The organism is Aeromicrobium sp., assembly GCF_047607065.1.
Lineage (GTDB): Bacteria > Actinomycetota > Actinomycetes > Propionibacteriales > Nocardioidaceae > Aeromicrobium.
The window spans coordinates 16,031-41,745 of sequence record NZ_JASGDU010000023.1 but is presented as its reverse complement, the minus strand read 5'-3'; the positions used below and the strand labels follow the sequence as shown (position 1 = coordinate 41,745).

The 25,715-nt window shown below is 70.2% G+C and carries 22 protein-coding genes; 14 read left to right on the top strand and 8 right to left on the bottom strand.

Annotation, left to right across the window (positions count from 1 at the left end):
- Window positions 1-59 precede the first annotated feature (59 nt).
- The 3 genes from QM597_RS03280 to QM597_RS03270 all read left to right on the top strand — a co-directional run bounded on the left by QM597_RS03280 (window position 60) and on the right by QM597_RS03270 (window position 4,380).
- Window positions 60-644, top strand: a complete 585-nt coding sequence (locus QM597_RS03280; protein WP_415003443.1) for a GNAT family N-acetyltransferase — start codon at window positions 60-62, stop codon at window positions 642-644.
- Between the two features lie 37 nt (window positions 645-681).
- Window positions 682-3,348, top strand: coding sequence for a DNA polymerase I (gene polA / locus QM597_RS03275; RefSeq protein ID WP_415003442.1), 2,667 nt, complete (start codon window positions 682-684; stop codon window positions 3,346-3,348).
- Between the two features lie 63 nt (window positions 3,349-3,411).
- Window positions 3,412-4,380 carry an aldo/keto reductase gene (locus QM597_RS03270; protein ID WP_415003441.1) on the top strand — a complete coding sequence of 323 codons (969 nt, stop codon included), beginning with the start codon at window positions 3,412-3,414 and terminating at the stop codon, window positions 4,378-4,380.
- 80 nt (window positions 4,381-4,460) lie between these two features.
- On the opposite strand, the gene QM597_RS03265 is transcribed toward QM597_RS03270, so the two are convergent.
- The 4 genes from QM597_RS03265 to QM597_RS03250 all read right to left on the bottom strand — a co-directional run bounded on the left by QM597_RS03265 (window position 4,461) and on the right by QM597_RS03250 (window position 10,076).
- On the bottom strand, window positions 4,461-4,952 hold the full coding sequence (locus QM597_RS03265) for a beta-class carbonic anhydrase (protein ID WP_415003440.1): 492 nt from the start codon (window positions 4,950-4,952) through the stop codon (window positions 4,461-4,463).
- A gap of 115 nt (window positions 4,953-5,067) precedes the next feature.
- Entirely contained in the window at window positions 5,068-6,900 is a 1,833-nt protein-coding gene (locus QM597_RS03260) for an MFS transporter (RefSeq protein ID WP_415003439.1), read from the bottom strand.
- A 13-nt stretch (window positions 6,901-6,913) separates the two neighbouring features.
- Window positions 6,914-7,612 (bottom strand): LppX_LprAFG lipoprotein, encoded by a 699-nt coding sequence (locus tag QM597_RS03255; protein WP_415003438.1) that lies wholly within the window; start codon window positions 7,610-7,612, stop codon window positions 6,914-6,916.
- A gap of 4 nt (window positions 7,613-7,616) precedes the next feature.
- Window positions 7,617-10,076 (bottom strand): DNA gyrase/topoisomerase IV subunit A, encoded by a 2,460-nt coding sequence (locus tag QM597_RS03250; RefSeq protein ID WP_415003437.1) that lies wholly within the window; start codon window positions 10,074-10,076, stop codon window positions 7,617-7,619.
- A 117-nt stretch (window positions 10,077-10,193) separates the two neighbouring features.
- On the opposite strand from QM597_RS03250, the gene QM597_RS03245 reads away from it, so the two are divergent.
- From QM597_RS03245 to QM597_RS03230, 4 genes are read left to right on the top strand one after another with little or no spacing between them, the layout of a single operon-like run.
- Window positions 10,194-12,905, top strand: a complete 2,712-nt coding sequence (locus tag QM597_RS03245) for a GNAT family N-acetyltransferase (RefSeq protein WP_415003436.1) — start codon at window positions 10,194-10,196, stop codon at window positions 12,903-12,905.
- Window positions 12,905-13,483 (top strand): DUF5998 family protein, encoded by a 579-nt coding sequence (locus tag QM597_RS03240; RefSeq protein WP_415003435.1) that lies wholly within the window; start codon window positions 12,905-12,907, stop codon window positions 13,481-13,483. The genes QM597_RS03245 and QM597_RS03240 overlap by 1 nt, the downstream gene beginning before the upstream one ends.
- Window position 13,484: 1 nt before the next feature.
- Window positions 13,485-14,579: an alkaline phosphatase family protein gene (locus QM597_RS03235; protein ID WP_415003434.1), complete on the top strand. Its 1,095-nt coding sequence runs from the start codon at window positions 13,485-13,487 to the stop codon at window positions 14,577-14,579.
- A 2-nt stretch (window positions 14,580-14,581) separates the two neighbouring features.
- A complete protein-coding gene (locus QM597_RS03230) occupies window positions 14,582-15,238 on the top strand; it encodes a thymidine kinase (RefSeq protein WP_415003433.1) in 657 nt (218 codons plus the stop codon).
- 70 nt (window positions 15,239-15,308) lie between these two features.
- On the opposite strand, the gene sepH is transcribed toward QM597_RS03230, so the two are convergent.
- Both sepH and QM597_RS03220 read right to left on the bottom strand, forming a co-directional pair.
- Window positions 15,309-16,247 (bottom strand): septation protein SepH, encoded by a 939-nt coding sequence (sepH, locus tag QM597_RS03225; protein ID WP_415003432.1) that lies wholly within the window; start codon window positions 16,245-16,247, stop codon window positions 15,309-15,311.
- A gap of 343 nt (window positions 16,248-16,590) precedes the next feature.
- Window positions 16,591-20,004, bottom strand: coding sequence for a proline dehydrogenase family protein (locus tag QM597_RS03220; protein ID WP_415003431.1), 3,414 nt, complete (start codon window positions 20,002-20,004; stop codon window positions 16,591-16,593).
- 102 nt (window positions 20,005-20,106) lie between these two features.
- Between QM597_RS03220 and QM597_RS03215 the strand changes: the two genes are divergently transcribed.
- The 3 genes from QM597_RS03215 to QM597_RS03205 all read left to right on the top strand — a co-directional run bounded on the left by QM597_RS03215 (window position 20,107) and on the right by QM597_RS03205 (window position 22,383).
- A complete protein-coding gene (locus QM597_RS03215) occupies window positions 20,107-21,153 on the top strand; it encodes a ferrochelatase (RefSeq protein ID WP_415003430.1) in 1,047 nt (348 codons plus the stop codon).
- Between the two features lies 1 nt (window position 21,154).
- The gene (locus QM597_RS03210; protein ID WP_415003429.1) at window positions 21,155-21,955 is read left to right on the top strand and encodes an inositol monophosphatase family protein; all 801 of its coding nucleotides are present in this window, start codon (window positions 21,155-21,157) and stop codon (window positions 21,953-21,955) included.
- A 128-nt stretch (window positions 21,956-22,083) separates the two neighbouring features.
- On the top strand, window positions 22,084-22,383 hold the full coding sequence (locus QM597_RS03205; RefSeq protein ID WP_415003428.1) for a DUF4193 domain-containing protein: 300 nt from the start codon (window positions 22,084-22,086) through the stop codon (window positions 22,381-22,383).
- A gap of 229 nt (window positions 22,384-22,612) precedes the next feature.
- Here the strand turns inward: QM597_RS03205 and QM597_RS03200 are convergent, their stop codons facing one another.
- The gene (locus QM597_RS03200) at window positions 22,613-22,999 is read right to left on the bottom strand and encodes a DUF4235 domain-containing protein (RefSeq protein WP_415003427.1); all 387 of its coding nucleotides are present in this window, start codon (window positions 22,997-22,999) and stop codon (window positions 22,613-22,615) included.
- Between the two features lie 2 nt (window positions 23,000-23,001).
- Window positions 23,002-23,490, bottom strand: a complete 489-nt coding sequence (locus QM597_RS03195; RefSeq protein ID WP_415003426.1) for a DUF3093 domain-containing protein — start codon at window positions 23,488-23,490, stop codon at window positions 23,002-23,004.
- 50 nt (window positions 23,491-23,540) lie between these two features.
- Here QM597_RS03195 and dut point away from each other — a divergent pair, with 50 nt between their 5' ends.
- The 4 genes from dut to QM597_RS03175 are packed head-to-tail and all read left to right on the top strand — an operon-like array spanning window position 23,541 to window position 25,657.
- The gene (dut, locus tag QM597_RS03190) at window positions 23,541-24,002 is read left to right on the top strand and encodes a dUTP diphosphatase (protein WP_415003425.1); all 462 of its coding nucleotides are present in this window, start codon (window positions 23,541-23,543) and stop codon (window positions 24,000-24,002) included.
- A 1-nt stretch (window position 24,003) separates the two neighbouring features.
- The gene (locus QM597_RS03185) at window positions 24,004-24,630 is read left to right on the top strand and encodes a DUF3710 domain-containing protein (RefSeq protein ID WP_415003424.1); all 627 of its coding nucleotides are present in this window, start codon (window positions 24,004-24,006) and stop codon (window positions 24,628-24,630) included.
- 9 nt (window positions 24,631-24,639) lie between these two features.
- Window positions 24,640-24,993 carry an OB-fold nucleic acid binding domain-containing protein gene (locus tag QM597_RS03180; RefSeq protein WP_415003423.1) on the top strand — a complete coding sequence of 118 codons (354 nt, stop codon included), beginning with the start codon at window positions 24,640-24,642 and terminating at the stop codon, window positions 24,991-24,993.
- Window positions 24,977-25,657 (top strand): DUF3159 domain-containing protein, encoded by a 681-nt coding sequence (locus QM597_RS03175; protein WP_415003422.1) that lies wholly within the window; start codon window positions 24,977-24,979, stop codon window positions 25,655-25,657. Before QM597_RS03180 ends, QM597_RS03175 begins: the two co-directional genes overlap by 17 nt.
- The last annotated feature ends 58 nt before the right edge of the window (window positions 25,658-25,715 follow it).

Sequence of the window (25,715 nt, the reverse complement as noted above, 5' to 3'; positions counted from 1 at the left end):
TCACCTCCCTGGCCTTGGTGCGGCCCGGAGTCGGGCACCTGCGGCGTAGTCTGGCAGCCATGCGCCCGACCTTCCCCTTGACCGTGCGTGAAGCGATCGAGCAGGACGCCGAATCACTCGTGCGGCTGTGGAGTACGGCCGCCGAACGGTCCGGTCGGCGTGTCGCCGAGAACACGCTGTGGGGCCTGCCGGACGTCGCCGACGTGGCTGTGGCGCTGGCCGAGCAGACGTCTCGCGGCGACGGCGGGACCTGGGTGGCGCTGCGCGACGGTGCCGTCGTTGCTGCGGCGCTCGCAACCATGTCCGCCGCGATCCCGATGACCCGCACCCGCATGTTGATCGTCACCGACCTCATTGTCGATCCCGAACAGCGCCGGCACGGGGTGGCCCGGCGCTTGCTCCACCATCTCGCCGTCCACGCCGAGGAGAACGGATGCGAGGTGGTGATGGCTGTCGTGCCGGCCAGCGCCCGCGAACCCGCCCGGTACTTCGCCAAACTCGGCTTCGGCCAGGTCGCCACGATGCGGGCGATGAGCACCGGCGCGTTGCGTGCTCGCACCGGCATCGGCGACGCGGCTTCGGCGACCGAGCGCATGGTCGCGGTGCGGCGCACGCTGCGCCGGCGTTCGGTGCCGCGAAGCTGACGCGGTCGGTCACGGGCCGGCGGCCGCGCGCCGTAGGGTGGTGGCCGTGGACCGACTGCTGCTGATCGACGGTCATTCGGTGGCCTATCGTGCCTTCTTCGCCCTGCCCGTCGACAACTTCGCGACGACGACCGGCCAGCACACCAACGCGGTGTTCGGGTTCACCTCGATGCTCATCAACGTGTTGCGCGACGAGCAGCCGACGCATGTGGCGGTGGCCTTCGACGTCTCCCGCAAGACTTTCCGCGCCGAGGAGTACGGCGAGTACAAGGCCAAGCGGACGAAGTCCCCCGAAGAGTTCAAGAGCCAGGTCCCGCTGATCTACGAGGTGCTCGACGCTCTCGGCATCCGCATGTTCGAGAAGGAAGGCTTCGAGGCCGACGACATCATCGGCACGCTGAGCCTGCAGGCAGAGGCCGCCGGTATGGAGGTGCTCATCTGCACCGGCGACCGCGACGCGCTGCAACTGGTCACCGAGAAGACCACTGTCCTGTACCCGCGCAAGGGCGTCTCGGACCTGGCGCGCATGACGCCGGGGGCGGTGCAGGACAAGTACGGCGTGCCGCCCGCTCAATACCCGGAGCTGGCCGCACTGGTCGGTGAGCAGAGCGACAATCTGCCGGGCGTTCCGGGTGTCGGCCCGAAGACCGCGGCCAAGTGGATTGCGAACTACGGCTCGCTGGCCGCGCTCATCGACCAGGTCGATCAGGTCACCGGGAAGGTGGGCCAGTCGCTGCGCGATCACCTCGACGACGTGTTGCGCAACCGCCGGATCAACGCGCTCGTGCGCGATCTCGACCTCGGTGTGGACCCGGCCGCCGACCTGGCCTTCACGACGCAATGGGACCGCGAGGCCATTCACCGGGTCTTCGACGCGCTGGAGTTCGCGGCCCTGCGGGAGCGGTTGTTCTCCTATCTCGGCGGTGGCGACGAGCAGGCGGCCCCGGCCGAGTCGGTCGAGATCGCGTTGACCACGCCCGAGGCCGGTGCCGTGGGGGCCTGGCTCGACGATCACGCCCGCGACGCGGTGGGCGTCGAGGTGGTCGGCGTCGTCAAGACGGTGGGCGCGCGGGCCGATGCCGTGGCGATCACCGGGGCCGACGGCCACGCCCTGTGGATCGACACCGTTGACCTCGATCCGCGCGACGAGCAGGCGCTGGCGGCCTGGCTGGCCGATCCGCAGCGGCCGAAGGTGCTGCACGACGCCAAAGGTCAGTTCCATGCGCTCGCCGCGCAGGGCTGGACGGTGGCGGGACTGGAAGCCGACACCGCCATCGCCACCTACCTGCTGCGACCCGACCAGCGCGCCTACGACCTGGCCGATCTGACGATGCGCTACCTCAAGCGCGAACTGGGCGACGGCGAGGCGTCCGGCCAGTTGACCTTCGACGACTCCAGCGACTCGACGGCCCTCCAGCGGGCGCGTGCGGCGCTCGACCTGTGGGCCGTCCTGTGCGAGGACTTGGAAGGTGCCGGGGAACTGGGCCTGCTGACCGGAATGGAGCTGCCGCTGGTCGAGGTGCTGCTGGCGATGGAGTCGGTGGGCATCGCGGTCGACGGCGACCATCTGGACACCCTGCACGCGGAGTTCACGACCCGCATGAACGACGCCGCGCAGCAGGCCTACCAGGCCATCGACCGCGAGGTGAACCTCGGCTCGCCCAAGCAGTTGCAGGACGTCCTCTTCGATCAGCTCGGCCTGCCGAAGACGAAGCGGACCAAGACCGGCTACACCACCGACGCCGATGCGCTGCAGTGGCTCTACGCCAAGTCCGAGCATCCCTTCTTGGCCCATCTGCTCGCGCACCGCGACGTCACCCGCCTCCGGCAGACCGTCGAGGGGCTGCAGAAAACGGTCAGCCCCGACGGGCGCATCCACACGACCTTCGCCCAGACCATCGCGGCCACCGGGCGGTTGAGTTCGGCCGATCCGAACCTGCAGAACATCCCGATCCGTACCGAGTCGGGCCGCCGCATCCGGGAGGCCTTCTGCGTGGGGGAGGGCTTCGAGACGCTGCTCACGGCCGACTACAGCCAGATCGAGATGCGCATCATGGCCCACCTGTCCGAGGATGAGGGGCTGATCGAGGCCTTCCGGTCCGGTGAGGACTTCCACACCGTCATGGCCGCCAAGGTCTTCGCGCGCGAGCCGGACGACATCGACGGCGGCCTGCGCGCGCGCATCAAGGCGATGAACTACGGGCTGGCGTACGGACTGTCGTCCTACGGCCTCGGCCAGCAACTCGGCATCTCGCCGGGCGAGGCGCAGGTGCTCATGGACGACTACTTCGCCACCTTCGGCGGGGTGCGGGACTATCTGCACGGGGTCGTCGAGGAGGCACGCCAGAGCGGGTACACCGCGACGATGTTCGGGCGCCGCCGCTATCTGCCGGACCTGCAGAGCGACAACCGGCAGCGCCGCGAGATCGCCGAGCGCATGGCGCTCAATGCACCGATCCAGGGGTCGGCCGCCGACCTCATCAAGGTGGCGATGCTCGGGGTCCATCGCGAGCTGGCCGCGCAGGGGCTGGCCTCGCGCCTGCTGCTACAGGTGCATGACGAGCTGGTGTTGGAGGTCGCTGCCGGGGAGCGCGATGCGGTGGAGGCGCTCGTGCGCGAGCAGATGGGGTCGGCGGCGGAGTTGTCGGTGCCGCTGGACGTCTCGGTCGGCGTCGGCCTCACCTGGCACGACGCCGGTCACTGATTTCGTCGAGCCGTCCCGTCTCCTGCGCGGGGACGTTGCCCAAGAGGCCGTAGGCTCACCTGCATGGCCACGCAGCGATTGGGACACAGCGGCATCGAGGTTTCCACGGTCGGCCTGGGCTGTAATGCTTTCGGCAGCCGGGTCGATGCCGGCGGCACCCGGTTGGTGATCGACGCCGCAGAGGAAGCCGGCGTGACCCTGCTCGACACCGCTGACGTCTACGGATTGGGTGCGAGCGAGACGCTGCTGGGCGAGGCGCTGCGCGGCCGGCGAGAGCGCTTCGTCATCGCCACGAAGTTCGGCATGGACATGCAGGGTGTCAACGGTGACGATGGCGGGCGTCGCGGTTCGGCCGGCTATGTGCGCCGGGCCGTCGAGGCCAGCCTGCGGCGGCTGCAGACCGACTACATCGACCTGTACCAACTACACACGCCTGATCGCCAGACGCCGCTGGAGGAGACGCTGACGGCCTTGTCCGAACTGGTCGAGGAGGGCTTGGTGCGTGCCGTCGGCTGCTCGAACTTCGCCGCCTGGGAGGTCGTCGACGCCGACTGGCGGGCGCGCACGACCGGCCGGGCGCGGTTCGCGACGGCGCAGAACGAATACTCCCTGTACAACCGGGCGGCGGAGGCCGAGCTGGTGCCGGCCTGTGTGGCGCTGGACGTGGGCATCCTGCCGTACTTCCCGCTGGCGTACGGGCTGCTCACCGACAAGTACCGCCCAGGGGTGCCCGCGCCGGCCGGAAGCCGGTTGGCCGAACCGCGTCAGGAGCATCGTCTGGCCGGAGCCGACTGGGACCGGATCGCGCGGCTGCGGTCCTTCGCCGAGGAGCGGGGGATCGACCTGCTGACGCTCGCCGTGGGCGGGCTGGCCGCGCAGCCGGGCGTGGCCAGCGTGATTGCGGGCGTCTCACGGCCCGAGCAGGTCCTCGCCAACGTCGCGGCGGCCCGGTGGCAGCCGGCGGCCGACGATCTCGACGCCCTTGCCCGGATCGGTTCGCCGGTCACGGGCTACACCACCTACGCCACCTGAGCGCCGAACGTGGCTCCCTGAGGTGCGTAGGCCGCCTGCGGCCGGAGCCTCGAAGGGCGCGCCTCAGCCGGCGGAACCGCTCAGGAGACGGGGGTGAGCAGGCCGGTGTCGACGTCGTAGATGAAGCCGCCGACCTCGATCTCGTCGGGCACGAGCGGGTGGCTCTCGACCTTGTGGACGTCGGCGCGGATCGTGGCTTCCTGGTCGGTGATGGCACCGAGCGTCATCCAACTGGCGTCGGAGCCGGTGGCCTCGCTGATCCGGGCCTGGAGTTCGGCCTCGGGAGCCGAGGCCATCGCGCAGCGGGTGTGCTGCACGACCATGACGCGCTTGACCTGGAGCAGGGTCACGCCGAGGACGACGGCCACGAGTACCTGGTCGGTGACCCGGCCGCCGGGATTGCGCAGGATCTTGGCATCGCCGGCGGACAATCCGATCATGGTGAGCGGGTCGATACGCGAGTCCATGCAGGTGACCATCGCGATCCCGGCTCGGGCGATGCCGTCGAATCCCTGGAGCGAGAAATCCTCGGCGAAAGCGCGATTGGCGGAAAGCAGGTCGTCGAAGGCCATGTCCGCAGGTTACCGGGCACTAACGATCCGCTGGTAGGTGAACCCGGTCCCTGAGGTGCGAGCGCAGCACACCTCGAAGGGACCACCTCAGCCAACGGACCTATTGGTGGGACCCCTAACGTCGACGTGGGCGCAGGAGGGCGAGCGCGGCCAGCCCGGCGGCCACGGCGAGCAGCGCAGCGGCACCGAAGACGGTGTGCAACTGGGTCATGCCCGCTTCCAGCAGGGCATCGTCGTAGGCCCGGCAGCGCGAGGTGCCGCCGCAGACCTCCAGCGGGCTGCCGAGACGCCCGGCATCGGCGTAGAAGGCCCGCAGTCCCAGGGTGGTCAGCACCGAGATGCCGATGAGCATGCCCACCATGCGCGCCACGACGACCAGGGAACTGGCCAGGCCGTGAACCGTGTCGCGGGTGTGCTCCAGCAGCACCGCGTTCACCGGGGCGAGGGCCAGCCCGAAGCCGAAGCCGCAGGCGAACAGCGACAGGGTCTCGACGGGAGACTCGACCGAAGTGCGGCCCCAGGTCGTCATGTGCCAAAACCCCGCAGCCGACAGGGCCATACCGGCCGCAGTCAGGGAGGCTGCCGAGAGGCGTCGCAGCAGCCAGCCGCCGGCGAGCGCGCCGACCGGCAGCGCGACCAGGAAACGCACGAGCACCAAGGCGGCGTCGAGTTGGGAGTCGCGGTGGACGGTGAGGCGGGCGAACATCGGGATGTCGACGAGCGCGGCGATCAGCGAGGCACCGATGAGGAACGACACGACGACGGCCCCCCACGCTTGCCGCGCGCGTAGCGCACCCCGAGGGATCAGCGGTGAGGCCGCCGTGCGGTGGCGCAGGACGAAGCCGCCGGCGGCGAGCGCGCCGATGCTCAGCAGCCAGGGGGCAGCGGTGGAGAGCGCCTGGTGCTCGGGGTCGGCCGAGGCGAAGGTTACGATGACGGTGCCGAGCGCCACGGCCATCAGCGCCGCTCCCACGAGGTCCACGTCGCGTGCGGTCGCGGGCCAGGAGCGCACGGCCACGAGCGGGCGTCGCGCGGTGCTCTCCCGCAGCACGAAGAGCGCCACGAGGGCGTACAGCGCGAGAGCCAATGGCGTCAGCCACCGCGAGTCACCGGTCACGGGGATGAACGCCAGTCCCGAGGTGATGCCGCGCGTCAGGCGATCGGGTTCCAGCAGGATCACGACGAGGACGACGGTCATGGCGACCGCCAGGAGCAGACCGATCCAGTCGAAGGACGTGCGCCGGGTCGAGTCCCTTCGAGGCCCTCGTTCCTCGGGCACCTCAGGGACCGGGTCGGGTGCGGTCGTCGAGGTGCGCGTGAGGGACGAGCGTCCCCCGCAAGCGGGAGGGGCCACCACCTCGAAACGACCCGTGCTTTCCCGGTCCGCGTGACGTAGGCGCAGCACGGCCGCCGCGATGATGGCCCCGACGGCGGCGTTCAGCCAGAAGATGTCGCGCCAGTCGCCCACCGCGAGCACCACCGCGCCGTACAGCGGCCCGAGGACGCTGCCCAGTTCCTGCACCGCGCCGACGACGCCGAGCGGCAGTCCGCGGCGCTGCGGCGGCCAGACGTCGGCGACCAGCGCGAGCGTCGGCGGGATCAGCCCGCCCCCGCCGATGCCCTGGACGAAGCGCCCGGCGACCATCGAATCGAGGTCGTAGGCGGCGGCGGTCACGAGCGAGCCGGCCGCGAAGATCACCAGGCAACCGGTCAGCACCGGGAGGCGTCCGCGCAGATCGGCGATGCGCCCGATCAGCGGCAGCACCGCGACATAGCCGAGGAGGAACCCCGAGACGATGGGCGCGGCCCGCTGCAGCTCGTCGATGTCGAGTCCGGTCGACGACATCATGTCGGGCAGCGCGAGCACCACGACATAGGTGTCGGCGGCGGCAAAGCCGATGGCGGCCGCAGCCAGCGCCAGGAGCGTGCGTGTCGCGCCGGTGACCATGACGGAGCGCGGGTCAGGGGGCGGTGATCGTCGCGGACTCCGACGACGCCAGGACCGTGACGATGTAGGTGACGTCGTCTTGGCCCGGATAGAAACTGCCGGTCAGCGTGACGTCGTGGACCTCGTCGTCTTCGGTGAGCCGCACCGTGACGTCGTAGTCGGCATCGGCGTCGGCCGAGGGGATCAACTCCGCGATCAGCGTCCCGGCGACCGTACCGGTGATCGTCGTCAGCACGTCCTTGCCGTCGCGCTCCTCGGTGACCTCGCCGACCTCGATCCGCGACAGCAGCGCGGCTACCCCCTCGCCCGGCTTGCCGATGAGCGCGGCCGGATCGGGGGCACCGTACTCGCCGGGATCGATCGTGAAATAGCTCGGCGAGAAGCCCAGCTTGGCCCACACCTGTCCGTCGACGGAGATCACGTCGGCGCTCAGGCTGCTGGAGCCGTTGGCGATCTTCACCTCGCCGTCGAAGGCGGGCGTACGGTTGCCGAAGCCGGTCGCCGACTCCAGGCCGTCGACCCCCTTGGGCAGGCTGCCGTCGACGGTGAGCGAGAAGTCGAGGCGTTCGGCCTGCGCCAGCACCTCGGCGGCGGCGTCGAGGCGCTTGGCCGCGTTGCCCGGATCGAGGTCGGTCTTCGTCTGGCCGCTGCACGCGGTCAGCGCGAACACGGTGACCGCGACGACGAGGAGAGGGATTCGGAAGGTGCGCACGAACTCAGTCTGGCACGCGCAGGAGCGCACCGGCCGGCCCGGCGACGGCGAGCACCGGCTGATCCAGCGGGCTGCCCGACCCGTCACGCCGTTCGTCGACCTCCGGCAGGGGGACCGGCGAACCGCTCGCGGCGCACGCCATCGGCTCGCCGTCGCCGACCCATGCCAGTACGAGGGCGTCCTCTCCCTTGAGCAGGCGCTGGCAGCGGACGCCGCCGGTGGCGCGGCCCTTGGCGGGATAGGCCGCGAAGGGCGTGACTTTGGCCGATCCGGTCTGGGTGCCGGGCAGGGCGTCGGCGCTGCCCGCGACCGTGACCACGTGGGCACCCGCTGGGTCGCGGACCGCGCCGAAGGCGATGACCGCGGCCCCCGCACCCAGCTTGATGCCGGCGACGCCTCCGCCGCTGCGGCCCTGGGGACGCACCGCCTCGGCCGGGAAGTGCAGGAGCTGGGCGTCGGAGGTGACGAACGCCAGGTGCTCGGTACCGCTCGCCAGGTCCACGGCACCGACCACGGAGTCGCCGTCGGCCAGGCTGACGACCTCCCACTCGTCACGGCCCTTGAGGTGATCGGGCTTGACCCGTTTGACGACGCCCTGACGGGTGCCGAGGGCCAGGCCCGGCTGGTCGTCGCCGAAGGTCATCAGCGTGACTGGTCCGGCCTCGCCGGGGACCAGTTCGCCGACCGGTACCCCGCCCTGCAGCGAGGGTGCCGAGGCCGTGGCGGGCAGGGCCGGCAGGTCGAGGACCGACAGCCGGTGGACGACGCCGTCGGCGGTGACCAGCCCGACGTGACTGCGGGTGGTGGTGCGGACTGCGGCGAGGACGACATCGTGCGCGGCGCGCGAGCCGGGAGCCTGCCAGGCGGCGTCGTCGGTGGTGCGCGCGAGTAGTCCGGTGGCCGACAGCAGCGCCCAGCACGGCTCGTCGGCGACCTCCGCCGAGGCGGTCGCGGTGACGGCCTGGCCGGCCGACTCCAGCAAGATGGTGCGGCGCGGAGTGCCGAACTGGCGGGCCATGTCGGCCAGCTCGTCGCCGACGACCCCGCGCAGCAGTGTCTCGTCGGCGAGGATCGCGTCGAGCTCGGCGATGGTGCGGCGCAGTTCGGCGATCTCGTTCTCGACCGCAATCCGGTCGTACTTCGTCAGCCGCCCGAGCGTGAGGTTGAGGATGTACTCGGCCTGCTCGGTCGACAGGTCGAAGACCGACATGAGCCGCATCCGGGCTTCGCCGCGGTTCTCGCTGCTGCGGATGACCTGGATGACCTCGTCGATGTCGACCAGCGCGAGCAGGAGTCCTTCCAGCAGGTGCAGGCGTTCGGCGGCCTTGCGGCGGCGGAAGCCGGTACGCCGCCGCACGACCTCGTAACGGTGCCCGAGGTAGACCGCCAGCATGTCCTTCAGCCCGAGCGTGCGCGGCTGGCCGTCGACCAGGGCGACGGCGTTGATGCCGAAGGAGGTCTCCAGCGGCGTCGATTTGTACAGCTGTTCGAGGATCACCTCCGGCACGAAGCCGTTCTTGATCTCGATGACGATCTCCAGCCCGGAGTGCCGGTCACTGAGGTTCTTCAGGTCGGCGATGCCCTGCAGCTTCTTGCTCTGGACGAGCTTCTTGATCGACTCGATGAGTTTTTCCGGGCCGACGTTGTAGGGCAGTTCCGTGACGACGATGGCCTTGCGGCGGCCGACCTGCTCGATGCGGGTGCTCGCGCGCATCTTGAACGAGCCGTTGCCGGTGGCGTAGGCGTCGCGGATGCCGTCGAGGCCGACGATCTTGCCGCCGGTGGGCAGGTCCGGCCCGGGCACGAAGCGCATGAGGTCGTCCAGGCCCGCTTCGGGGTGTGCGATGAGGTGGCGGCACGCCTGGACGACCTCCACGAGGTTGTGCGGCGCGATGTTGGTGGCCATGCCGACGGCGATGCCCGATGCGCCGTTGACCAGGAGGTTCGGCAGCGCGGCCGGCAGGACGACCGGCTCGCTCTCGCGGCCGTCGTAGTTGGGCCGGAAGTCGACGGTGTCCTCGTCGAGCGTGGCCGTCATCGCTTCGGCGGCGGCGTCCATGCGGCATTCGGTGTAGCGCATCGCGGCGGGCGGATCGTCCGGGGAGCCGAAGTTGCCGTGTCCGTCGACCAGTGGCAGGCGCATCGACCAGGGTTGGACGAGCCGCACGAGGGCGTCGTAGATCGCGCCGTCGCCGTGCGGGTGCAGCCGGCCCATGACGTCGCCGACGGGGCGCGCGGACTTCACGTGACCGCGGTCGTGCCGCAGCCCCATGTCGTCCATCATGTACAGGATGCGGCGCTGGACCGGCTTGAGTCCGTCGCGGGCGTCGGGCAGCGCGCGCGAGTAGATGACCGAGTAGGAGTACTCCAGGTAACTCGACCGCATCTCGTCGCCGATGTCGGTGTCGACGATGTGTTCGGTGAAGTCGTCATCGACCTCGGTGCGGGCCTTCGTGCGCGCCATGCCGTCCTTTCCGGTCGGGTTCCGCCGAGTGCGGCGACCGACCTCCCATTGTGGCGGTCGGCACTGACAACCCACGACCGGCACGCCGTCCCTTCCTCCGGCAGTAGATTGGTTCGCGTGACCGACGACCTCGACACCGTGGACCCGCTCCACCCCGTTCCCGAGTGGGAGGCCGACGTCCTGTTGCGCGATGGGCGGGTCGCGCAACTGCGCCCCATCGTCCCCGAGGACGCCGAGGATTTCGTCGCCTTCTACGGCCGGGTCTCCGACGAGTCGAAGTACTACCGCTTCTTCGCCCCCTACCCGACGCTGTCGGCGCGCGACGTGCGGCGCTTCACCGAGGTCGACTACGACCGGCGGGTCGCCTTCGTCGTCACCCTCAACGAGCAGATCATCGCCGTCGGCCGTTACGACGCGACGAGCGACGCCGAGGCCGAGGTCGCCTTCCTCGTCGAAGACGCCCACCAGGGACGCGGGATCGGGCAGCTGCTGCTGGAACACCTCGCCCAGGCCGGCCGCGAGCGCGGACTCGAACGCTTCCACGCCGAGGTGCTTCCCGCGAACTCCCGCATGCTCCAGGTCTTCCGCGAGATGGGCTACTCGCTGTCGGCCGAGCTGGCCGACGGCGTCCAGCAGCTCACCTTCCCGCTCGACGCCACCGACACCGCCGTCGGCGTCATGCGCTCGCGGGAACAGCGCGCCGAGGCGGCCTCCATCTCCCGGATCTTCTCCGCGCGCAGCATCGCGGTCGTCGGCGCCAGCCGCCGCCAGGACTCCATCGGGCAGGCGATGGTCCGCAACCTCGTGCTCGGCGACTACTCCGGCTCGGTGTACGCGGTCAACAGCAGTGCCGAGGCCGTCTCCGGCCTGCCGGCCTACCCGACCGTGCAGGACATCCCCGCCGAGGTCGACCTGGCCATCGTGGCCGTGCCCGCCGATTCGGTCACCGACGTCGTGCTGGACTGCGCCGCCAAGGGCGTCCACGGGCTGATCGTCATCTCCGCAGGATTTGCCGAGGAGGGCAGGGAAGGACGCAAACGCCAGCGCGCCTTGCTGGGGTTGTGCCGCTCGTACGGCCTACGGCTGATCGGGCCGAACTGCCTCGGCGTCATCAACACCGATCCGCAGGTGCAGCTGAACGCTTCGCTGTCGCCGGCGATACCGCCCCAGGGCCGCGTCGGTTTCTTCTGCCAGTCCGGCGCGCTCGGCACCGCGATCCTCGAATCGGTCTCTCGCCGGGGTCTGGGCCTGTCGACCTTCGTCTCGGCCGGCAACCGCGCCGACGTGTCCGGCAACGATCTGCTGCAGTACTGGCAGGAGGACGACGCGACCGAGGTCGTGCTGCTGTACCTGGAGTCCATCGGTAACCCGCGCAAGTTCTCGCGCATCGCCCGCCGGGTGGCCACGACCAAACCCATCGTCGCGGTGAAGTCGGGCCGCTCCACCCAGGGAGTGCCTGTCGGCCACACCGTCCGGCGCAGCCAGGCACCCCAGGCGGCGGTAGACGCCATGTTCCGCCAAGCCGGGGTGATCCAGGTCGACACTCTCGATGAGATGTTCGACGTCGCCCAGGTGCTCGCCCACCAGCCCTTGCCGCGCGGCAACCGCATTGCCATCGTCGGCAACTCCGACGCGATGGCCCTGCTCGTGGCCGACGCCGGCGCTGCGGCAGGCCTGGAGGTCCTCAAGCCCATCGGCCTGGGTGCCACCGCCGATGCCGACGACTTCGAGGCGGCCATCGAGAACGTCCTGGTCAACCCGCTCGTCGATGCGCTCGTGGTGGTCTACATCCCGCCGCTCAACACCACCGGCGAGGAGGTCGCCAACGTGCTGGCGGCCATCGGCGAGCAGTCCGACAAGCCCATCGTGTCGACCTTCCTCGGCAGTGAGGGGGTGCCGGAGCTACTGCGCGTGCCCGACGTTGCCGGAGGATCGGCCGGCCGAGGCTCGGTGCCCTCGTATGCCGCGCCCGAGTCTGCAGTGCGCGCGCTGGCACGGGTGGTCAACTACGCCGAATGGGCCTCGCGCGATCACGGCGAGTTCGCGCACCTCGGTGAGGTTCGTGCCGACGACGCCCGGTCGATCATCGACGAGGTGCTTCAGTTGGCCCCGCGCGGCGCGGTGCTCTCGACCGAGCAGGCCCATGCGGTGCTGGCCTGCTACGGCATCGACCTGTGGACCTGGATCAACGTCCACACCGTCACCGAAGCCATTGCGGCCGGTGAGGAGCTGGGCTGGGACGTCGTTCTCAAGGCCGGTAGCGAGCACCTGCGGGCGCGCCCGGACCTGGCGCACGTGTGGCGCGAGATCCACTCGGCCGACGACATGCGCGGTGCATGGGAGGCGATGTCGCGCTGGGCGGGTGTGCGCGCCGACACCCGCTTCTACGTGCAGCGCACGGCCGCCGACGGCGTGCCGCTGACGATCAGTGCCACCGAGGACGGCCTGTTCGGGCCGCTGGTGTCCTTCGGGTTGTCGGGGGCCTCCAGCGAACTGCTCGGCGACCGCACCTACGGCATCCCGCCGCTGACGAACGTCGACGTCGAGACGATGGTGACCGATCTGCGTGCCGCTCCGCTGCTGTTCGGCTATCGCGGCTCCGAGCCGGTCGACGTGCCGAGCATTCACGACCTGCTCCTGCGGGTCGCGGCGCTGAAGGACGACCTGCCCGAGATCGCCGAACTCGACCTCGAACCGGTCATGGTGCGTCCCGACGGCCTGACCGTGCTCAGCGCCCGCGCCAAGGTCGTGCCCACCCAGGATCGGCGTGGCGAGTGGTACACGCGCCGGTTGAATCCGACCGGCGAGATGGGCGATACGCTGGCGTGATGGCCCACGACCGCTCCACGGACCTCTACGCCGCGATCTCGCACAGCGGCTACTACCCCGATATCGTCGCCGAGGGACTGCGCGACGCGCTGGCCGGCGAGCAGGTCGCCGCGTTCGTCGCGCATCACGAGCCGACCTTCGACCGAGACGAGATCCGCCGCCACATGACGGTGCTGGTGCTGACGACGAGCCGGATCGTGCTGCTGCACACCGACGAGCATCCGCCCGACGATCTCGTCCCGCGGCCCTACACCTCGACGACCTCCGAGGCCGTGGGCCTGGAGCGGATCTCCTCGGTCGTGGTCACCCGCATCGTATCGACCACCGGTGCCCTGGAGGAGGCGGTGTTGACGATCGGCTGGGGTGCCGTGGCTCGCCTCGATCTGGAGCCGGCCCGTTGCGACGACCCCCAGTGCGAGGCCGATCATGGGTACACCGGCTCGGTCAGCAGCGACGACTTCTCGCTGCGGCTGGCGGCCGCCGGCGACGGAGGCCACGCGGTCGAGCATCTGCTCGAGTTCGCCCGGCACCTGTCCGCCGCGACCTCGACCGGCCCCGCGCCCCGCGGGCACCGCTGACATGGCCGCGCCGTCACCGCGCATCCACGACATCTGGCCCTCCGTGGCCGCGGCCCTGGGGGTGGAGGGATACACCGACCGCCTCGGACTTCCCGAGGCTCGCGGCTACGTGGTCTTCCTCGTTGACGGGATGGGTCTGCTCAACCTGCGCGACCACGAGGCCGAGACGCCGTTCCTGTCGCGGCTAGACGCCGTCGAGGGGATCCGGAGCAACCTGCCGTCGACCACAGTGACCAGCCTGACTTCGCTCGGCACGGGGCTGCGGCCCGGGCAGCACGGCGTCGCGGGGTACACCGTCCGGGTTCCCGAGACGGGCGAGCGGCTGAACTCGATCGCGTGGGACCGCCCGGTCGACCCGCTGCGCTGGCAGGCGAATCCGACGGTGCTGGAACGCCTCGCCCAGGAGCACGGCATCGCCGCCGCCACGGTCAACGAGGCGCGGTTCGCCGGATCGGCTCTGACCCTGTGTACTCAGCGCGGCATCCCCTTCCACGGGGTGTCGTCGGCCTGGGAGCGTCACGACGTCCTGCTCGATCTGGCCGAAGCCGACGGGCGGCCGGCGATCTACGCCTACGAGTCGAATCTCGATCACACCGGACACAAACTCGGCTGCGGCAGTGCCGAGTGGCGCGAGGAGTTGCGGCGTATCGACGGCGACCTCGCTCGGCTGCGTGGCGATCTGCCCGACGACATCCGGCTGATCGTCACGGCTGACCACGGCATGATCGACCTGGCACCGGAGGGCCGTTTCGACGTCGATGAGCACCCGCATCTGCTGGACGGCGTCGAGCTGCTGGCCGGTGAGGCGCGTTTCCGACACCTCTACGCCCGGCCCGGTGCCGCAGGCGAGATCGCGCAGTGCTGGCGCGAGGAGCTGGGACCCGAGCGCGTCGAAGTACGGCTGCGCGCCGAATGCGAGGACTGGTTCGGCCCGCTCGACACCTCGGTGGCGAGCCGCTTCGGTGACGTGGTCGTCGCCGCGCTCGGCGACTTCGCGGTGTTCTCCTCGCGGGAGTTCGCGCGCGAGATGGGCATGATCGGCTTCCACGGATCGACCAGCGACGTCGAGACGCGCATCCCGGTGCTGGTGGCTTAGCGATGGCCGACCTCATCTACTACTCCGGGACGATGGACTCGGGCAAGAGCACGCTCGCGCTGCAGGTGGACCACAACCACCGCGCCCGCGGGCGTCGCGGCCGGGTCTTCACCTCACGCGACCGGGCGGGGGAGGGCATCGTCTCCAGCCGGCTCGGGCTGTCGGTGGCCGCCATCGAGGTCGACCCGGACTTCGACTTCTGGGGCTATGTCGTCCACGAACTGACCCATGCCGAGCGGATCGACTACATCGTCGCCGACGAGGCGCAGTTCTACACGACGCACCAGATCGACACGCTCGCCAAGATCGCCGACGAACTCGACATCGACGTGTTCTGCTTCGGCATCCTCACCGACTTCCGTACGTGCCTGTTCGAGGGGTCGGCCCGGCTGGTGGAACTGGCCGACCGCATGTTGACGCTGCAGGTCGAGACGCTGTGCTGGTGCGGCGAGCGCGCCACCCACAATGCGCGCACCGAGAACGGGGAGATGGTCACCGAGGGCGAGGTGATCGTGGTCGGCGACATCGAGGATCCGGACCGGGCGGCGCCGCAGGTGGGCTATGAGGTGCTGTGCCGTCGCCACCACCGCCGCAGGATGACCGCAGCTGTCGCGCAGGCTTCGGCCCTGTCACCCGACGTCCTGCCCTTCGCGGACTGAGAACGCGCGCGGGTAGCCGCTGGCTGAGGTGTGCTGCGCTCGCACCTCAGGGCGCGGGTGTTGCCTGCGCTCAGGCGTCGCGGCCGCCGAACATGATCTCGTCCCAGCTCGGCACCCGGCGACGTTCCTGCTTGCGGGCCACGCGCGTCGTCTCGGGCGTGATGCCGCGCGCCGTGCCGTGGCCGAGGTGATCGAGATCGAGGTCCTCGAAGTCCAATTGCCCGTCGATGGTGTACTGCCCGGCTGTCGAGGCCAGACCTTGGCCGAGCTGCCCCTGGGCGCGACGGTCGCGGGCCTCCTTCAGCGAGGCGACTCTCGCGTGGGCCGTCTCCTCGTGGCTCTGCGGGAGGTCGACCGGCGGAAGGTCGCCCTCCTCCGAGGACGCGACGGCATCGGCCAGCGCCATGTCGAACTGCGGCTCGTCGGGATGAGCGATGTCCCCCACCAGATCGTGGGCGACCTCGTCGGCGGGAAGCACGTAGCGACTCTTGACATCGAAGATGAAGTGCGCGGACTTATGGCCCTCCGGTGTGACGATCACCGCCCAGCGTCCGTCCTCGCGGCGCCAGGCGTCCCAGGCCGCGTCGTTGACGATGACGCCGGCCTGGGCCAGGTTCTCGTCGATCAACTCCCCGAGAGCGACGGGTGTGCCGCTGACGTGCTTGCGGCGCAGAGGCGTCTCGCGGGCCTGTTCGGCCATGTAGGTGCGTTCGGCCAGCACAGGCGCGGCGAAACCGGAGATCTGTTCAGGTGATGCCCCCGCAGCATCGGCGACCTCGGAGACTGTCTCGCCACGCCGGATGCGGGCTTGAATCTCTCGTGGACTCAGCGAAATGTCCATCGTCTTCCCTTTGCGCGTGAGGACCGGCCTGCGGCGCTGTTCGGACAGAGCGATCAACCGTTGCACGGTGTCGTCGATCCGGACGGAGAACTCGTCACCGGAGACCGCATCCCGAGCGATGAGGAAACTGCCGTCCTCGCTCAGTCGGTCCGGACCGAGTTCACGCATGTTCAGGCCTCCTTGGCTGTCGCCTCATTCTCACAACTGCGCCCAAGGATTTGGTGACGACGCGCCGAGAGAGAACTGAAGAGCGTGCACGGATAGATCCCGCAGATAGTCGGAACTCGGTCATCGAAGTGCGAGCGCAGCACACCTCGAAATGACCCATCCACAGCAGGCTTCGCCCTTCGAGGCCGTTCGTTCCTCGGGGCACCTCAGGACCCGGCTCGCTCGTTCCTCGCGGGTCCTGAGGTGCGAGGAGCTTGCGACGAGCCTCGAAGGGCGCACCTCAGCCAGCGGACCTATCCGCAGAATCACTGCATCGCGCTGGCGAAATCTCCGAGAGCGCGCATCAGGGGGAACGGCGGGGGAGCAGGGTGGACCAGTCGCTGCTGAGGGGCTGCCCCCAGCGATGGTGGGTGAGGGTGACGGACTGCTCGCGTAAGAAGGGCAGCAGTTCGAGGCGGCCGGACTGCGTCACCGGTCCGTCGTAGAACGCGACATCGGGATCGCCGCCGATCGTCTGGGCTGCATCGCGGAGCGAGGAGGACACCAGTCGCACCCGTGCCGGCCGGGTGCGGTCGAGACGGTCGAGCCAGGTGCCGTGATCCTCCATGTGGATCTCGACACCGGGGATGGCCAGCCGCATCGTCGTGCTGACCACCAGCGGCGCGCCGACCCGCGTGGCCGTCAGTACCAGCCGGACGACATCGCGCGGGGCAGCGTCCTCCAACCGGGCGACGACCGGTGTCGGCAGGTAACGCAGCACATTGCGCTCAGCCCGCAGACGGCTGACGTCCTTAGCGCGGCCGTACTCGCGCCGCCAGGCCAACTCGTCGGAGCGGGCGGCGGCGTCGAGCCAATCGATGTCGGCGGAGTTGAGGATCGACAGACAATGCTGCAGGAGTGCCTGGACGGCGATGTCCGGCTCGACATCGGGCGCGCCTCGCAGGAAGGGCCGAGGCTGCCAATGCCCCAGCTGGACCAGGTGGTTGGGTCCGCCGGCCTTGGCCCCCGGACCGACGACGGAGCGCTTCAGGCCGCCGAAGGGCTGACGCTGCACGATGGCACCGGTCGTCGCCCGGTTGACGTAGAGGTTGCCCGCCTCGACCCGGTCGATCCAGGTGCGTACTTCCTCGGGGTCGAGGGAGTGCAGCCCGGCGGTCAGGCCGAAGTCGGTGTCGTTCTGCCAGGCGATGGCCGTGTCGAGGTCGGGGGCGTGCATGAGACCGAGCACCGGGCCGAAGTACTCGGTGCGATGGAAGGCGCTGCCCGGCTGGATTCCCTCGCGGATTCCGGGCGACCAGAGGCGTCCGGTCTCGTCGAGGCGCTGCGGTTCGAGCAGCCAGTGCTCGCCCTCGTCGAGTCGGGTCAAGCCGTCGAATAGCTTCTCGCCGGGAGCCTCGATGAGCGGACCCATCTGTGCCTGCGGGTCGGTGGCAGCGCCCACCCGCAGGGAGGCGGTCGCGTCGAGCAACTGCCGCCGGAAGCGCTCGGATGCGCCGACCGATCCGACGAGGATCCCGAGGCTCGCCGCCGAGCACTTCTGGCCCGCGTGCCCGAAGGCGCTGGAGACGAGGTCGGCGACGGCCTGGTCGAGGTCGGCGCTCGGCGTGATGACCAAGGCGTTCTTGCCGCTGGTCTCGGCGCGTAGGTCGAGGTCGGGCCGCCAGGAGCGGAAGAGTGCTGCGGTCTCCCAGGACCCGGTGAGCATGACGCGGTCCACGTCGGGATGGCAGATGAGCGCCTTGCTCAGGGGGCCGTCGGGCATCGAGACCAGTCGCAGCACGTCACGCGGGATGCCGGCCTCCCACAACGCCTCGGCAACCACGGCCGCACAGCGCGGCGTCTGAGGAGCGGGCTTGAGCAGGACCGCACTGCCAGAGGCGAGCGCGGCAAGGACGGAGCCGGCGGCGATGGCCACCGGGAAGTTCCACGGAGGGGCAACCACGGTGAGGGTGTCGGCGACGAAGGCGGCACCGTCAATGGCCTCGAGGCGCAGCAGCGATTCGGCGTAGTAGTGGGCGAAGTCGATGGCTTCGCTGACCTCGGTGTCGGCTTGATCGAAGGTCTTTCCGGCCTCGGCGGCCATGATCGATACGAGATCGCCACGGCGATGAGCCAGAGTGTGCCCGGCCTGATGTAGCAGCCAACTGCGGACCTGGGCGTCACGGGCCTGCCATCGACCGGCGGCAGCATGGGTCTGCCGCACGACGGTCTCCAGCCCGGCAGGGCCGTGGATGCGCGTCTCGGCGACGGTCGACGTGCCGAGAGTCGTGTAGGCGGCGCGATCGAGCTGTTCCAGCGCCCACGCGCGATTGCCCGCCAGGGCCGGATCGGTGTCGGGGGTGTTGGCGAAGGAGGTCTTCTCGGTTGCCGCGTCGGTGACCTCGTGACGCCGGTCCTGGGTGCGCCGGGCCGCGAGGTCGAGGGTGTCCAAGACGGCGAACGACGCCAGGAAGCGGTCGGCCTCGCGTTCGAAGACCTCCGGGTCGGCCAGGTCGAAGATGGTCGACATGACGTTGTCAGGTGCGGCATTCTCCTGGAGTCGGCGCACGAGATAGGCCAGGGCGGAGTCGAAGGAGTCCGGTGCCACGACCGGCGTGTAGAGCACCACCGGGCCGGTGGTGCCGGTGGCCGCAGGCAACGGCCCGGCCGATTCCATGCCCAGCAGCATCTCGGCCCAGACGGCATCGGTGACGACCCGATCCTGCGCCAGCAGCCAGACCCAGGCGAGGTCGAACGGATTGTGACTCGCCACGCCCACGCGCACGGCATCGAGCCGGGCCGGATCGAGCGCGGTGAGGACCAGTCGCTTGTAGGCGGCATCGGTGGCGACCTTGGAGTCCCAGGTTGCCACTGGCCAGCCGTGCAGTTCGGCGTCGACCCGCTCGGCGGCGACGTTGGCCCCCTTGACCAGGCGCACGGTGATCGGCTCGCCGCCGTCGGTGCGCCGCCGGGCCGCCCAGGCGTGCAGGCGTTCGTAGATCGCGGCGGCATCGGGCAGATACGCCTGCAGGGCGATGCCGACCGGCAGGTCGGGGAAACCGGCCGCAGCCCGCAGGAACGCTTCGACGGTCCAGTCGAGGTCGTGGTACTCCTCCACGTCGAGCGTGACGAGGACGACAGGCTGTGCGGCTCGCGCGGCGGCCAGGACCGGGCGGAGCCGGTCCGCCGCCTCAGCGGCGCGGCGGTCGAGGTCCCACAGCGGGCGGCGCGGCGTGATGGAGGACAACTTGACCGAGATCCGGTCGATGTCGGGCCGCTGGATCAGGGCGATGACCGCGTCGCGGTGACGGTCGGCCTCGGCCTGCCCGAGCACGGCCTCGCCCAGCAGGCTGACGTTCGGCCGGTGGCCGGTTCGCCGCAGTCGGTCGAGCGTCGTGGTCAGGGCATCGGGACTCGCGTCGGCGAGCAGGTGACCGACGAGCGAGCGCAGCGTGCGTTGGGCGCGGCGCACGACGAAGCCCGGAGCCATCGACGACAGGCGCGCGCCCCAACGGATCGCCCACCGCTGGCGGAGCGAGAGAAAAGCCGGTGTGCGGCGGGCCAGCCGGCGCAGGTGAGAGGCCGCCACACGGGGGTCCTCGGGACGGATCACCCGGTCGACGAAGTCGATGGTGAACTCCAGGCCCTCGGGGTCGGCCAGCAGCGCGGCGAGCCGCCGGGCCTCGGGCGTCGAGGATCGCTGGCGGGCTGAATCGGTGACCCACGAGCGCGCTACAGCGACGGCGCGTTCGGGCAGCGAGGACGGGGCGTCGGTCATGGCGATGTCCACCCTAGTCCGGATCGGGGTCGGGTCGAAGCCCGACGCCGCCCGAACGGAGCCGCGCCGGGACCGGCGGCGTCCGCGTGACACGATGACGGCATGGCCGACGTGTCTTTTGATGCCCTGCTGCTGCTGTCCTTCGGGGGGCCGGAACGGCCCGAGGACGTTGTGCCGTTCCTGGAAAATGTGACCCGCGGCAAGAACATCCCGCGCGAGCGCCTGGTCGAAGTCGGCGAGCATTACTTCGGCTTCGGCGGGCGCTCGCCGATCAACGACGCGAACCGTGCCCTCATCGCCGATGTCGAGGCAGATCTGGCCGCGCGGGGCATCGCCTTGCCGGTCTACTGGGGCAATCGGAACTGGAATCCCTTCGTGCGCGAGACCCTCGAGCGCATGGTCGCCGACGGGCACCGCGACATCGCGGTCTTCGTGACCAGCGCCTACGACTCCTATTCGGGATGCCGTCAGTACCGCGAGGACCTGGCCGAGGCGGCGCGGGGTCTCGATGTGCGCCTGTACCGCCTGCGGCACTACTTCAACCATCCGGCCTTCGTCGGCTCCTTCGCTGCGGCGCTCGACCGGGCGCTGGCCGCTGCCCCCGCCGAGACCCGGCTGGTGTTCGTCACCCATTCGATCCCCGAGGCGATGAATACCGCCAGCGGCGGGCCGGGTGCCGGTGCTTACGTGCGCCAGCACGAGGAGGTGGCCCGGCTGTTGACCGAGGCCGCCGGTCATGCCGACAGCGACCTGGCCTACTGCTCGCGGTCGGGTCCGCCGCACGTGTCGTGGCTCGAACCGGACGTCAACGACCACCTGGAGAAACTGCACGGCGACGGGGTGACCTCGGTCGCGGTGGTGCCCATCGGCTTCGTGTCCGATCACATGGAGGTCGTGTACGACCTCGACACCGAGGCGGCGGCGACCGCGCAGCGCCTCGGGATGCGGTTCGTGCGCGTGGACACGCCCGGCACCTCCCCGGCCTTCGCGGCGATGGTCAACGATCTGGTGATCGAGCGAGCCGCCGCCGAGCGGGGGCAGAACCCGGAGCGCCCGGTCGTCGGCCGACTGCCCGCCGCGCCGGATCGCTGCGCGCAGGACTGCTGCCTCAATCCCGCAGCAGTGATCCCGCGAGAGGCGCTGGCCTAGCGTGGAGGGACTCGAGCTGTTCGACCTCGCGGTCGCCGTCGGGCGCGAAGCGGCCGCACTCGTGCGTGACCGCCGCCCGCCGGTTGGCCGGGTGGCCGCGGCGGCGGTCAAGTCTTCGCAGACCGATCCGGTGACCGAGATCGACCGGGCGAGTGAGGACCTCATCCGTTCTCTCATCGCCCGCGAGCGCCCCGAGGACGCCTTCTGGGGCGAGGAGCGCGGCCCGAGCAGCGCCGGGACGAGCGGCGTCGAGTGGATCGTCGATCCCATCGACGGCACGGTCAACTTCATGTACGGGATCCCCGCCTACGCGGTGTCCGTCGCTGCGAGGGATGCCGAGGGCGTCGCCGTGGGTTTCGTCACCAATGTCGCCGACGGGCGCGAATGGGGGGCGGAGCGCGGCCGGGGCGCGTGGCGGCTGGACGGTGTGCGGCGGCGCATCCAGGCCCCCGTGCCGCCGCCGTCGCTCGACCGGCTGCTGGTGGCGACCGGATTCGGCTACGACCCGCAGGTGCGGGCGGCGCAGGGCGAGGCCGTGGCGCTGCTGCTGCCGCAGGTCCGCGACATCCGGCGGATCGGGGCCGCTGCCCTCGACCTGTGCGCGGTGGCCGAAGGCACCGTCGACGCCTACGTCGAGCGCGGGCTGCAGCCGTGGGACGACGCCGCAGCGGGCCTCATCGCCACCGAGGCCGACTGCGCGCTCGACGTCTCGCAGGACGCCGACGGCCGCCGGCTTGTCGCGGCGGCGCACCGCGATATCGCGGCGGAATATTTCTCCCTTGTGCGCGCTTGTGGGTTCTGACGTGTCCGGTTGACCGAGTGTGCAAGAATCACCCGGCCGGTTGCTCGACCCCTCACCCTGGGGCGTGTGGCCGCTTCCGTCACACGACAGCCCACACGACCGGGTACGACTGACGCTGGAGGGAATCCATGGCGACCGATTACGACGCTCCCCGCAAGACCGAGGAGGAGCAGTCCGAAGACTCCATCGAGGAGTTGAAGGCGCGCCGCCACGAGAAGAACTCGGGCAAGGTCGACGAGGACGAGGTGGAGGCGGCCGAGTCCTTCGAGCTTCCCGGTGCCGACCTCTCGCACGAGGAACTGGCCGTTCAGGTCGTGCCGAAGCAGTCCGACGAGTTCACCTGCTCCTCGTGCTTCCTGGTACACCACCGCAGCCAGCTCGCCGAGGAGAAGGACAACCGCCTCATCTGCCGCGACTGCGCCTACTGAGGGGGATCCTCCAGTTAGGGAAGTGCTGATTTATTCGGGTTGCGTGCCGTTGGCTGGTCCCTGAGGTGTGAGGCCGCTCGCGGCCGAGCCTCGAAGGGCGAAGCCTGCCGCAGGTGGGTCATTTCGCCCTCCGAGGGCGCTCGCTCCTCGCGCCACCTCAGGACCCGGTGTGCTGCGCTCGCACCTCAATGACCGAGTGCTGCTCTGGCCTGGAAATGAGACGTGCGCGTCAGGCCGAGGGGGTCTGCTGCTGATCGCCGGAGTCGACGAGCGTCTTCATGCCCGGCGGGAGCGCCCCGGTGGAGTCCACCCAGTACTGCGCGGTGCGCCGGCGCACCGCGACCTTGACGGCCTCGACGAGCGCCCCGCCGACCAGCGCCCACAAGATCGCCTCGCGGGTGTCGATCTCGGGGTTGTCGGCGGCCGCCGGAGGACGCTTGCCGGTCACCAGCCGCCAGCCGCCAGCCGCGACCACGGGTGCCACGATGCCGGCGGCCATCGTCGTCGACTTGTCCATGAGCTTCCAGGCGGCCTTGCCGCCGCGCTTGGACTTGGCGGCACCGGAAGCGGTCGCCTCGGCCTCGGTCTTGCGCTGACGCTTGCGTCGCTTCGCCACGCTCAGGCTCCCTTCTCGTGCGTCCGATCACCGGACGCCGTCCGTAGTCCAGTCTGCCGCACGGCCTCGATGGCCTCGGCGAGGCGCTCAGGACGGCGTGTGCCGACGAGCCAGTACGGGTGTGGATCACGGTCGTCGGCCACCGTGACCTTGACGCCGGTCTCGATCCACGGCCGCGTGGCGATCCAGGCGCGGACGTCGGCCCGGGGACCGAGGGCATCGCGGTAGGCGCGCGGATCGAGGACCTCGACGGCACCGATGTACTCCGGCTCCAGATGGGCCGGGCCGGCGCGCAGTTCGCCGTCGACGCCGACGCCGATCGCGCCATAGGACCAGACCAGGGTGAAAGCGGCCGCCGCAGCGAGGGCGATGGTGACCAGTGCGATGGCCGGTGTGGTCGCCACGTACACGAGCCAGCCGCAAGTCAAGGCGAAACCGATTGCGCCGATCCACCACGACACCGGTGCGGTCAGCCGTTCTCGATAGCCCACCGGCCCAGTCTGGCACCTGCGGTTCGGGTGCGACGGTCTAGGGTCGGGGCATGGTCGAGATCGCCTTGACGCGCCTGCACGAGGCCGCACCGGTGCCCCGCTATGCGCAGCCGGGCGACGCAGGAGCAGATCTGGTCAGCACCGTCAACGTGGTCATCGAGCCGGGCGAACGCGCCCTGGTGCCGACCGGCATCGCTATCGCCTTGCCGGAGGGCTACGCCGCCTTCGTCCATCCCCGGTCGGGGCTGGCGCTGCGCCACGGCGTCTCCATCGTCAACGCTCCGGGCACCATCGACGCCGGATATCGCGGCGAGATCAAGGTCGTGCTCGTCAACCACGATCCCCGTGAGGCGTTCACGGTCACTGCGGGCGACCGGATCGCGCAACTGGTGGTGCAGCGGGTCGAGCGGGCCGAGTTCGTCGTGGTCGACGCGCTGGAACCCAGTGTGCGCGGCGCGGGCGGCTACGGCTCGACCGGTGGTCACGCGAGTTTGAATCGGCAGGAAGGTTGACATGGCGTTCTTCCAGCCCCGGCGCGGCCGGGCGCAGGCAGCGGGCGGGACGGCCCCGGAGGTGACCGGGCCGCCGGAGCGCGAGCACGGACCCTGGGACGTCTCCGAGCGTCCCGAACTCGGCGACCGGGTGGACCTCGGCGCGCTGCGCTTCAGCGTCCCCGAGGGCTATGCGGTGCAACGGCCCTCGACCGCCGTCGACGGCCAGGTGCCGGTGGTGCTCGTGCGCGGCCCCGAGGGGGCGCTGCTGTTGCGGGTTTTCGCCGCGCCGCGCGATAGGGGAGTCTGGGACCAGCTGCGCGCCGACGTCATCCGCGAGGCGCGTGACAGCGGCGGGCAGGCCGAGGAGGTCGACGGGCCGTTCGGCCGGGAGGTGCGCTGCCAGATGCCGGTCGAGGCCCCCGACGGACGCACGCTGGTCCAGCCCAATCGGGTGGTCGGCTACGACGGCCCCCGCTGGACCGTTCGCGGCACGCTGCTGGGTGCCGTCGCCGCAGAGCCGCGTGACGACGGCGACCTCATGGGCGTCTTCCGTGACCTCGTTGTTGTGCGCGGTCCCGAGGCGCGCCGCGCCGCCGAACCCCTCCTGCTGACGCTGCCGGTCTCCGTGCCGCAGCAGGACTCGTAGGATCGCCTCATGGCCGGATTCGTCAGCCGCGCGCTGGAGCGCTTCACGACCGAGCACCGCGATGCGGCGGGTTTGCGACAGGAGGCGACCCGTGCGGACTGCTGCCACATCGCCGACACGGTTGAGCGGGATCGCGTGGCGATCCACGGGGTTCTGCGCTCGGTGACCCAGCGTCCCGTCGACGGTGTCACGGTGCTGGAGGCCGATATCGACGACGGTTCGGATACGGTCACGTTGATCTGGCTGGGTCAGCGCCGTATCACCGGGATCGCGCCGGGACGGTCGCTGACCGCGCGTGGGCGGCTCGGTTCGCAGGCGGGCCGCAAGATCATCTACAACCCGGCCTATGAACTCGATGCCTGAGGGAGCGGCACCGCCAGGGGCCGACGGCGCCCCGGCCAGTGTGGCGACGGTCGAGCAGTTGGTGCGCCAGCAACTGTCCGAGGCGTTCGGGGGGCTGCGCGGCGTGGTCGAGAGTGCGGTGCCCAGTATCGCCTTCCTCGTGGCCTGGACGACGACCGAGAACCTGCGCCGCTCAGTGATCGTCGCCGTCGGCGTCGCGGCGGTGCTGCTGGTGGTGCGCCTCGTGCAGCGCAGCACGCCGCAGTTCGTCGTGAACGCGCTGTTCGTCATCGGCATCGGGGCGCTGTTCGCCTCTCGCTCGGGCGAGGCGCGCGACCTTTTCTTGCCGGGCATCCTCTACAACGGCGGCTACGCGGTGGTACTCGTCGTGACGATCCTCATCGGCTGGCCGCTGGTCGGCTTTCTCGTGGGCAGCCTCAGTGGCGACCCGACTGGATGGCACCGCGACCGGGGCCTGGTCACCTTGTGCTCGCGTCTGACCTGGCTGCTCGTGCTGCCGTGCCTGCTGCGGGTGCTGGTGCAGTATCCGCTCTACGCCGCCGACGAGGTCGCGCTGCTGGGGACGGCAAAGATTGTCATGGGATGGCCGTTGCAGGTGGCGTCTTTCCTGGCGATGGCGTGGGTGCTGAGCCGTAACGCGACCCCGCTGGCACCCCAGGAGTGAGAAGTTCCGCCAGTAGGTCCCGCCGGCTGAGGTGCGCCCTTCGAGGCTCGTCGCAAGT

Coding starts and splice junctions, on each gene's coding strand:
- QM597_RS03280 (WP_415003443.1), top strand. CDS start 60: ATGCGCCCGACCTTCCCCTTGACCGTGCGTGAAGCGATCGAGCAGGAC.
- QM597_RS03270 (WP_415003441.1), top strand. CDS start 3,412: ATGGCCACGCAGCGATTGGGACACAGCGGCATCGAGGTTTCCACGGTC.
- QM597_RS03265 (WP_415003440.1), bottom strand. CDS start 4,952: ATGGCCTTCGACGACCTGCTTTCCGCCAATCGCGCTTTCGCCGAGGAT.
- QM597_RS03260 (WP_415003439.1), bottom strand. CDS start 6,900: ATGGTCACCGGCGCGACACGCACGCTCCTGGCGCTGGCTGCGGCCGCC.
- QM597_RS03250 (WP_415003437.1), bottom strand. CDS start 10,076: ATGGCGCGCACGAAGGCCCGCACCGAGGTCGATGACGACTTCACCGAA.
- QM597_RS03240 (WP_415003435.1), top strand. CDS start 12,905: ATGGCCCACGACCGCTCCACGGACCTCTACGCCGCGATCTCGCACAGC.
- QM597_RS03235 (WP_415003434.1), top strand. CDS start 13,485: ATGGCCGCGCCGTCACCGCGCATCCACGACATCTGGCCCTCCGTGGCC.
- QM597_RS03230 (WP_415003433.1), top strand. CDS start 14,582: ATGGCCGACCTCATCTACTACTCCGGGACGATGGACTCGGGCAAGAGC.
- sepH (WP_415003432.1), bottom strand. CDS start 16,247: ATGCGTGAACTCGGTCCGGACCGACTGAGCGAGGACGGCAGTTTCCTC.
- QM597_RS03220 (WP_415003431.1), bottom strand. CDS start 20,004: ATGACCGACGCCCCGTCCTCGCTGCCCGAACGCGCCGTCGCTGTAGCG.
- QM597_RS03215 (WP_415003430.1), top strand. CDS start 20,107: ATGGCCGACGTGTCTTTTGATGCCCTGCTGCTGCTGTCCTTCGGGGGG.
- QM597_RS03205 (WP_415003428.1), top strand. CDS start 22,084: ATGGCGACCGATTACGACGCTCCCCGCAAGACCGAGGAGGAGCAGTCC.
- dut (WP_415003425.1), top strand. CDS start 23,541: ATGGTCGAGATCGCCTTGACGCGCCTGCACGAGGCCGCACCGGTGCCC.
- QM597_RS03185 (WP_415003424.1), top strand. CDS start 24,004: ATGGCGTTCTTCCAGCCCCGGCGCGGCCGGGCGCAGGCAGCGGGCGGG.
- QM597_RS03180 (WP_415003423.1), top strand. CDS start 24,640: ATGGCCGGATTCGTCAGCCGCGCGCTGGAGCGCTTCACGACCGAGCAC.
- QM597_RS03175 (WP_415003422.1), top strand. CDS start 24,977: ATGAACTCGATGCCTGAGGGAGCGGCACCGCCAGGGGCCGACGGCGCC.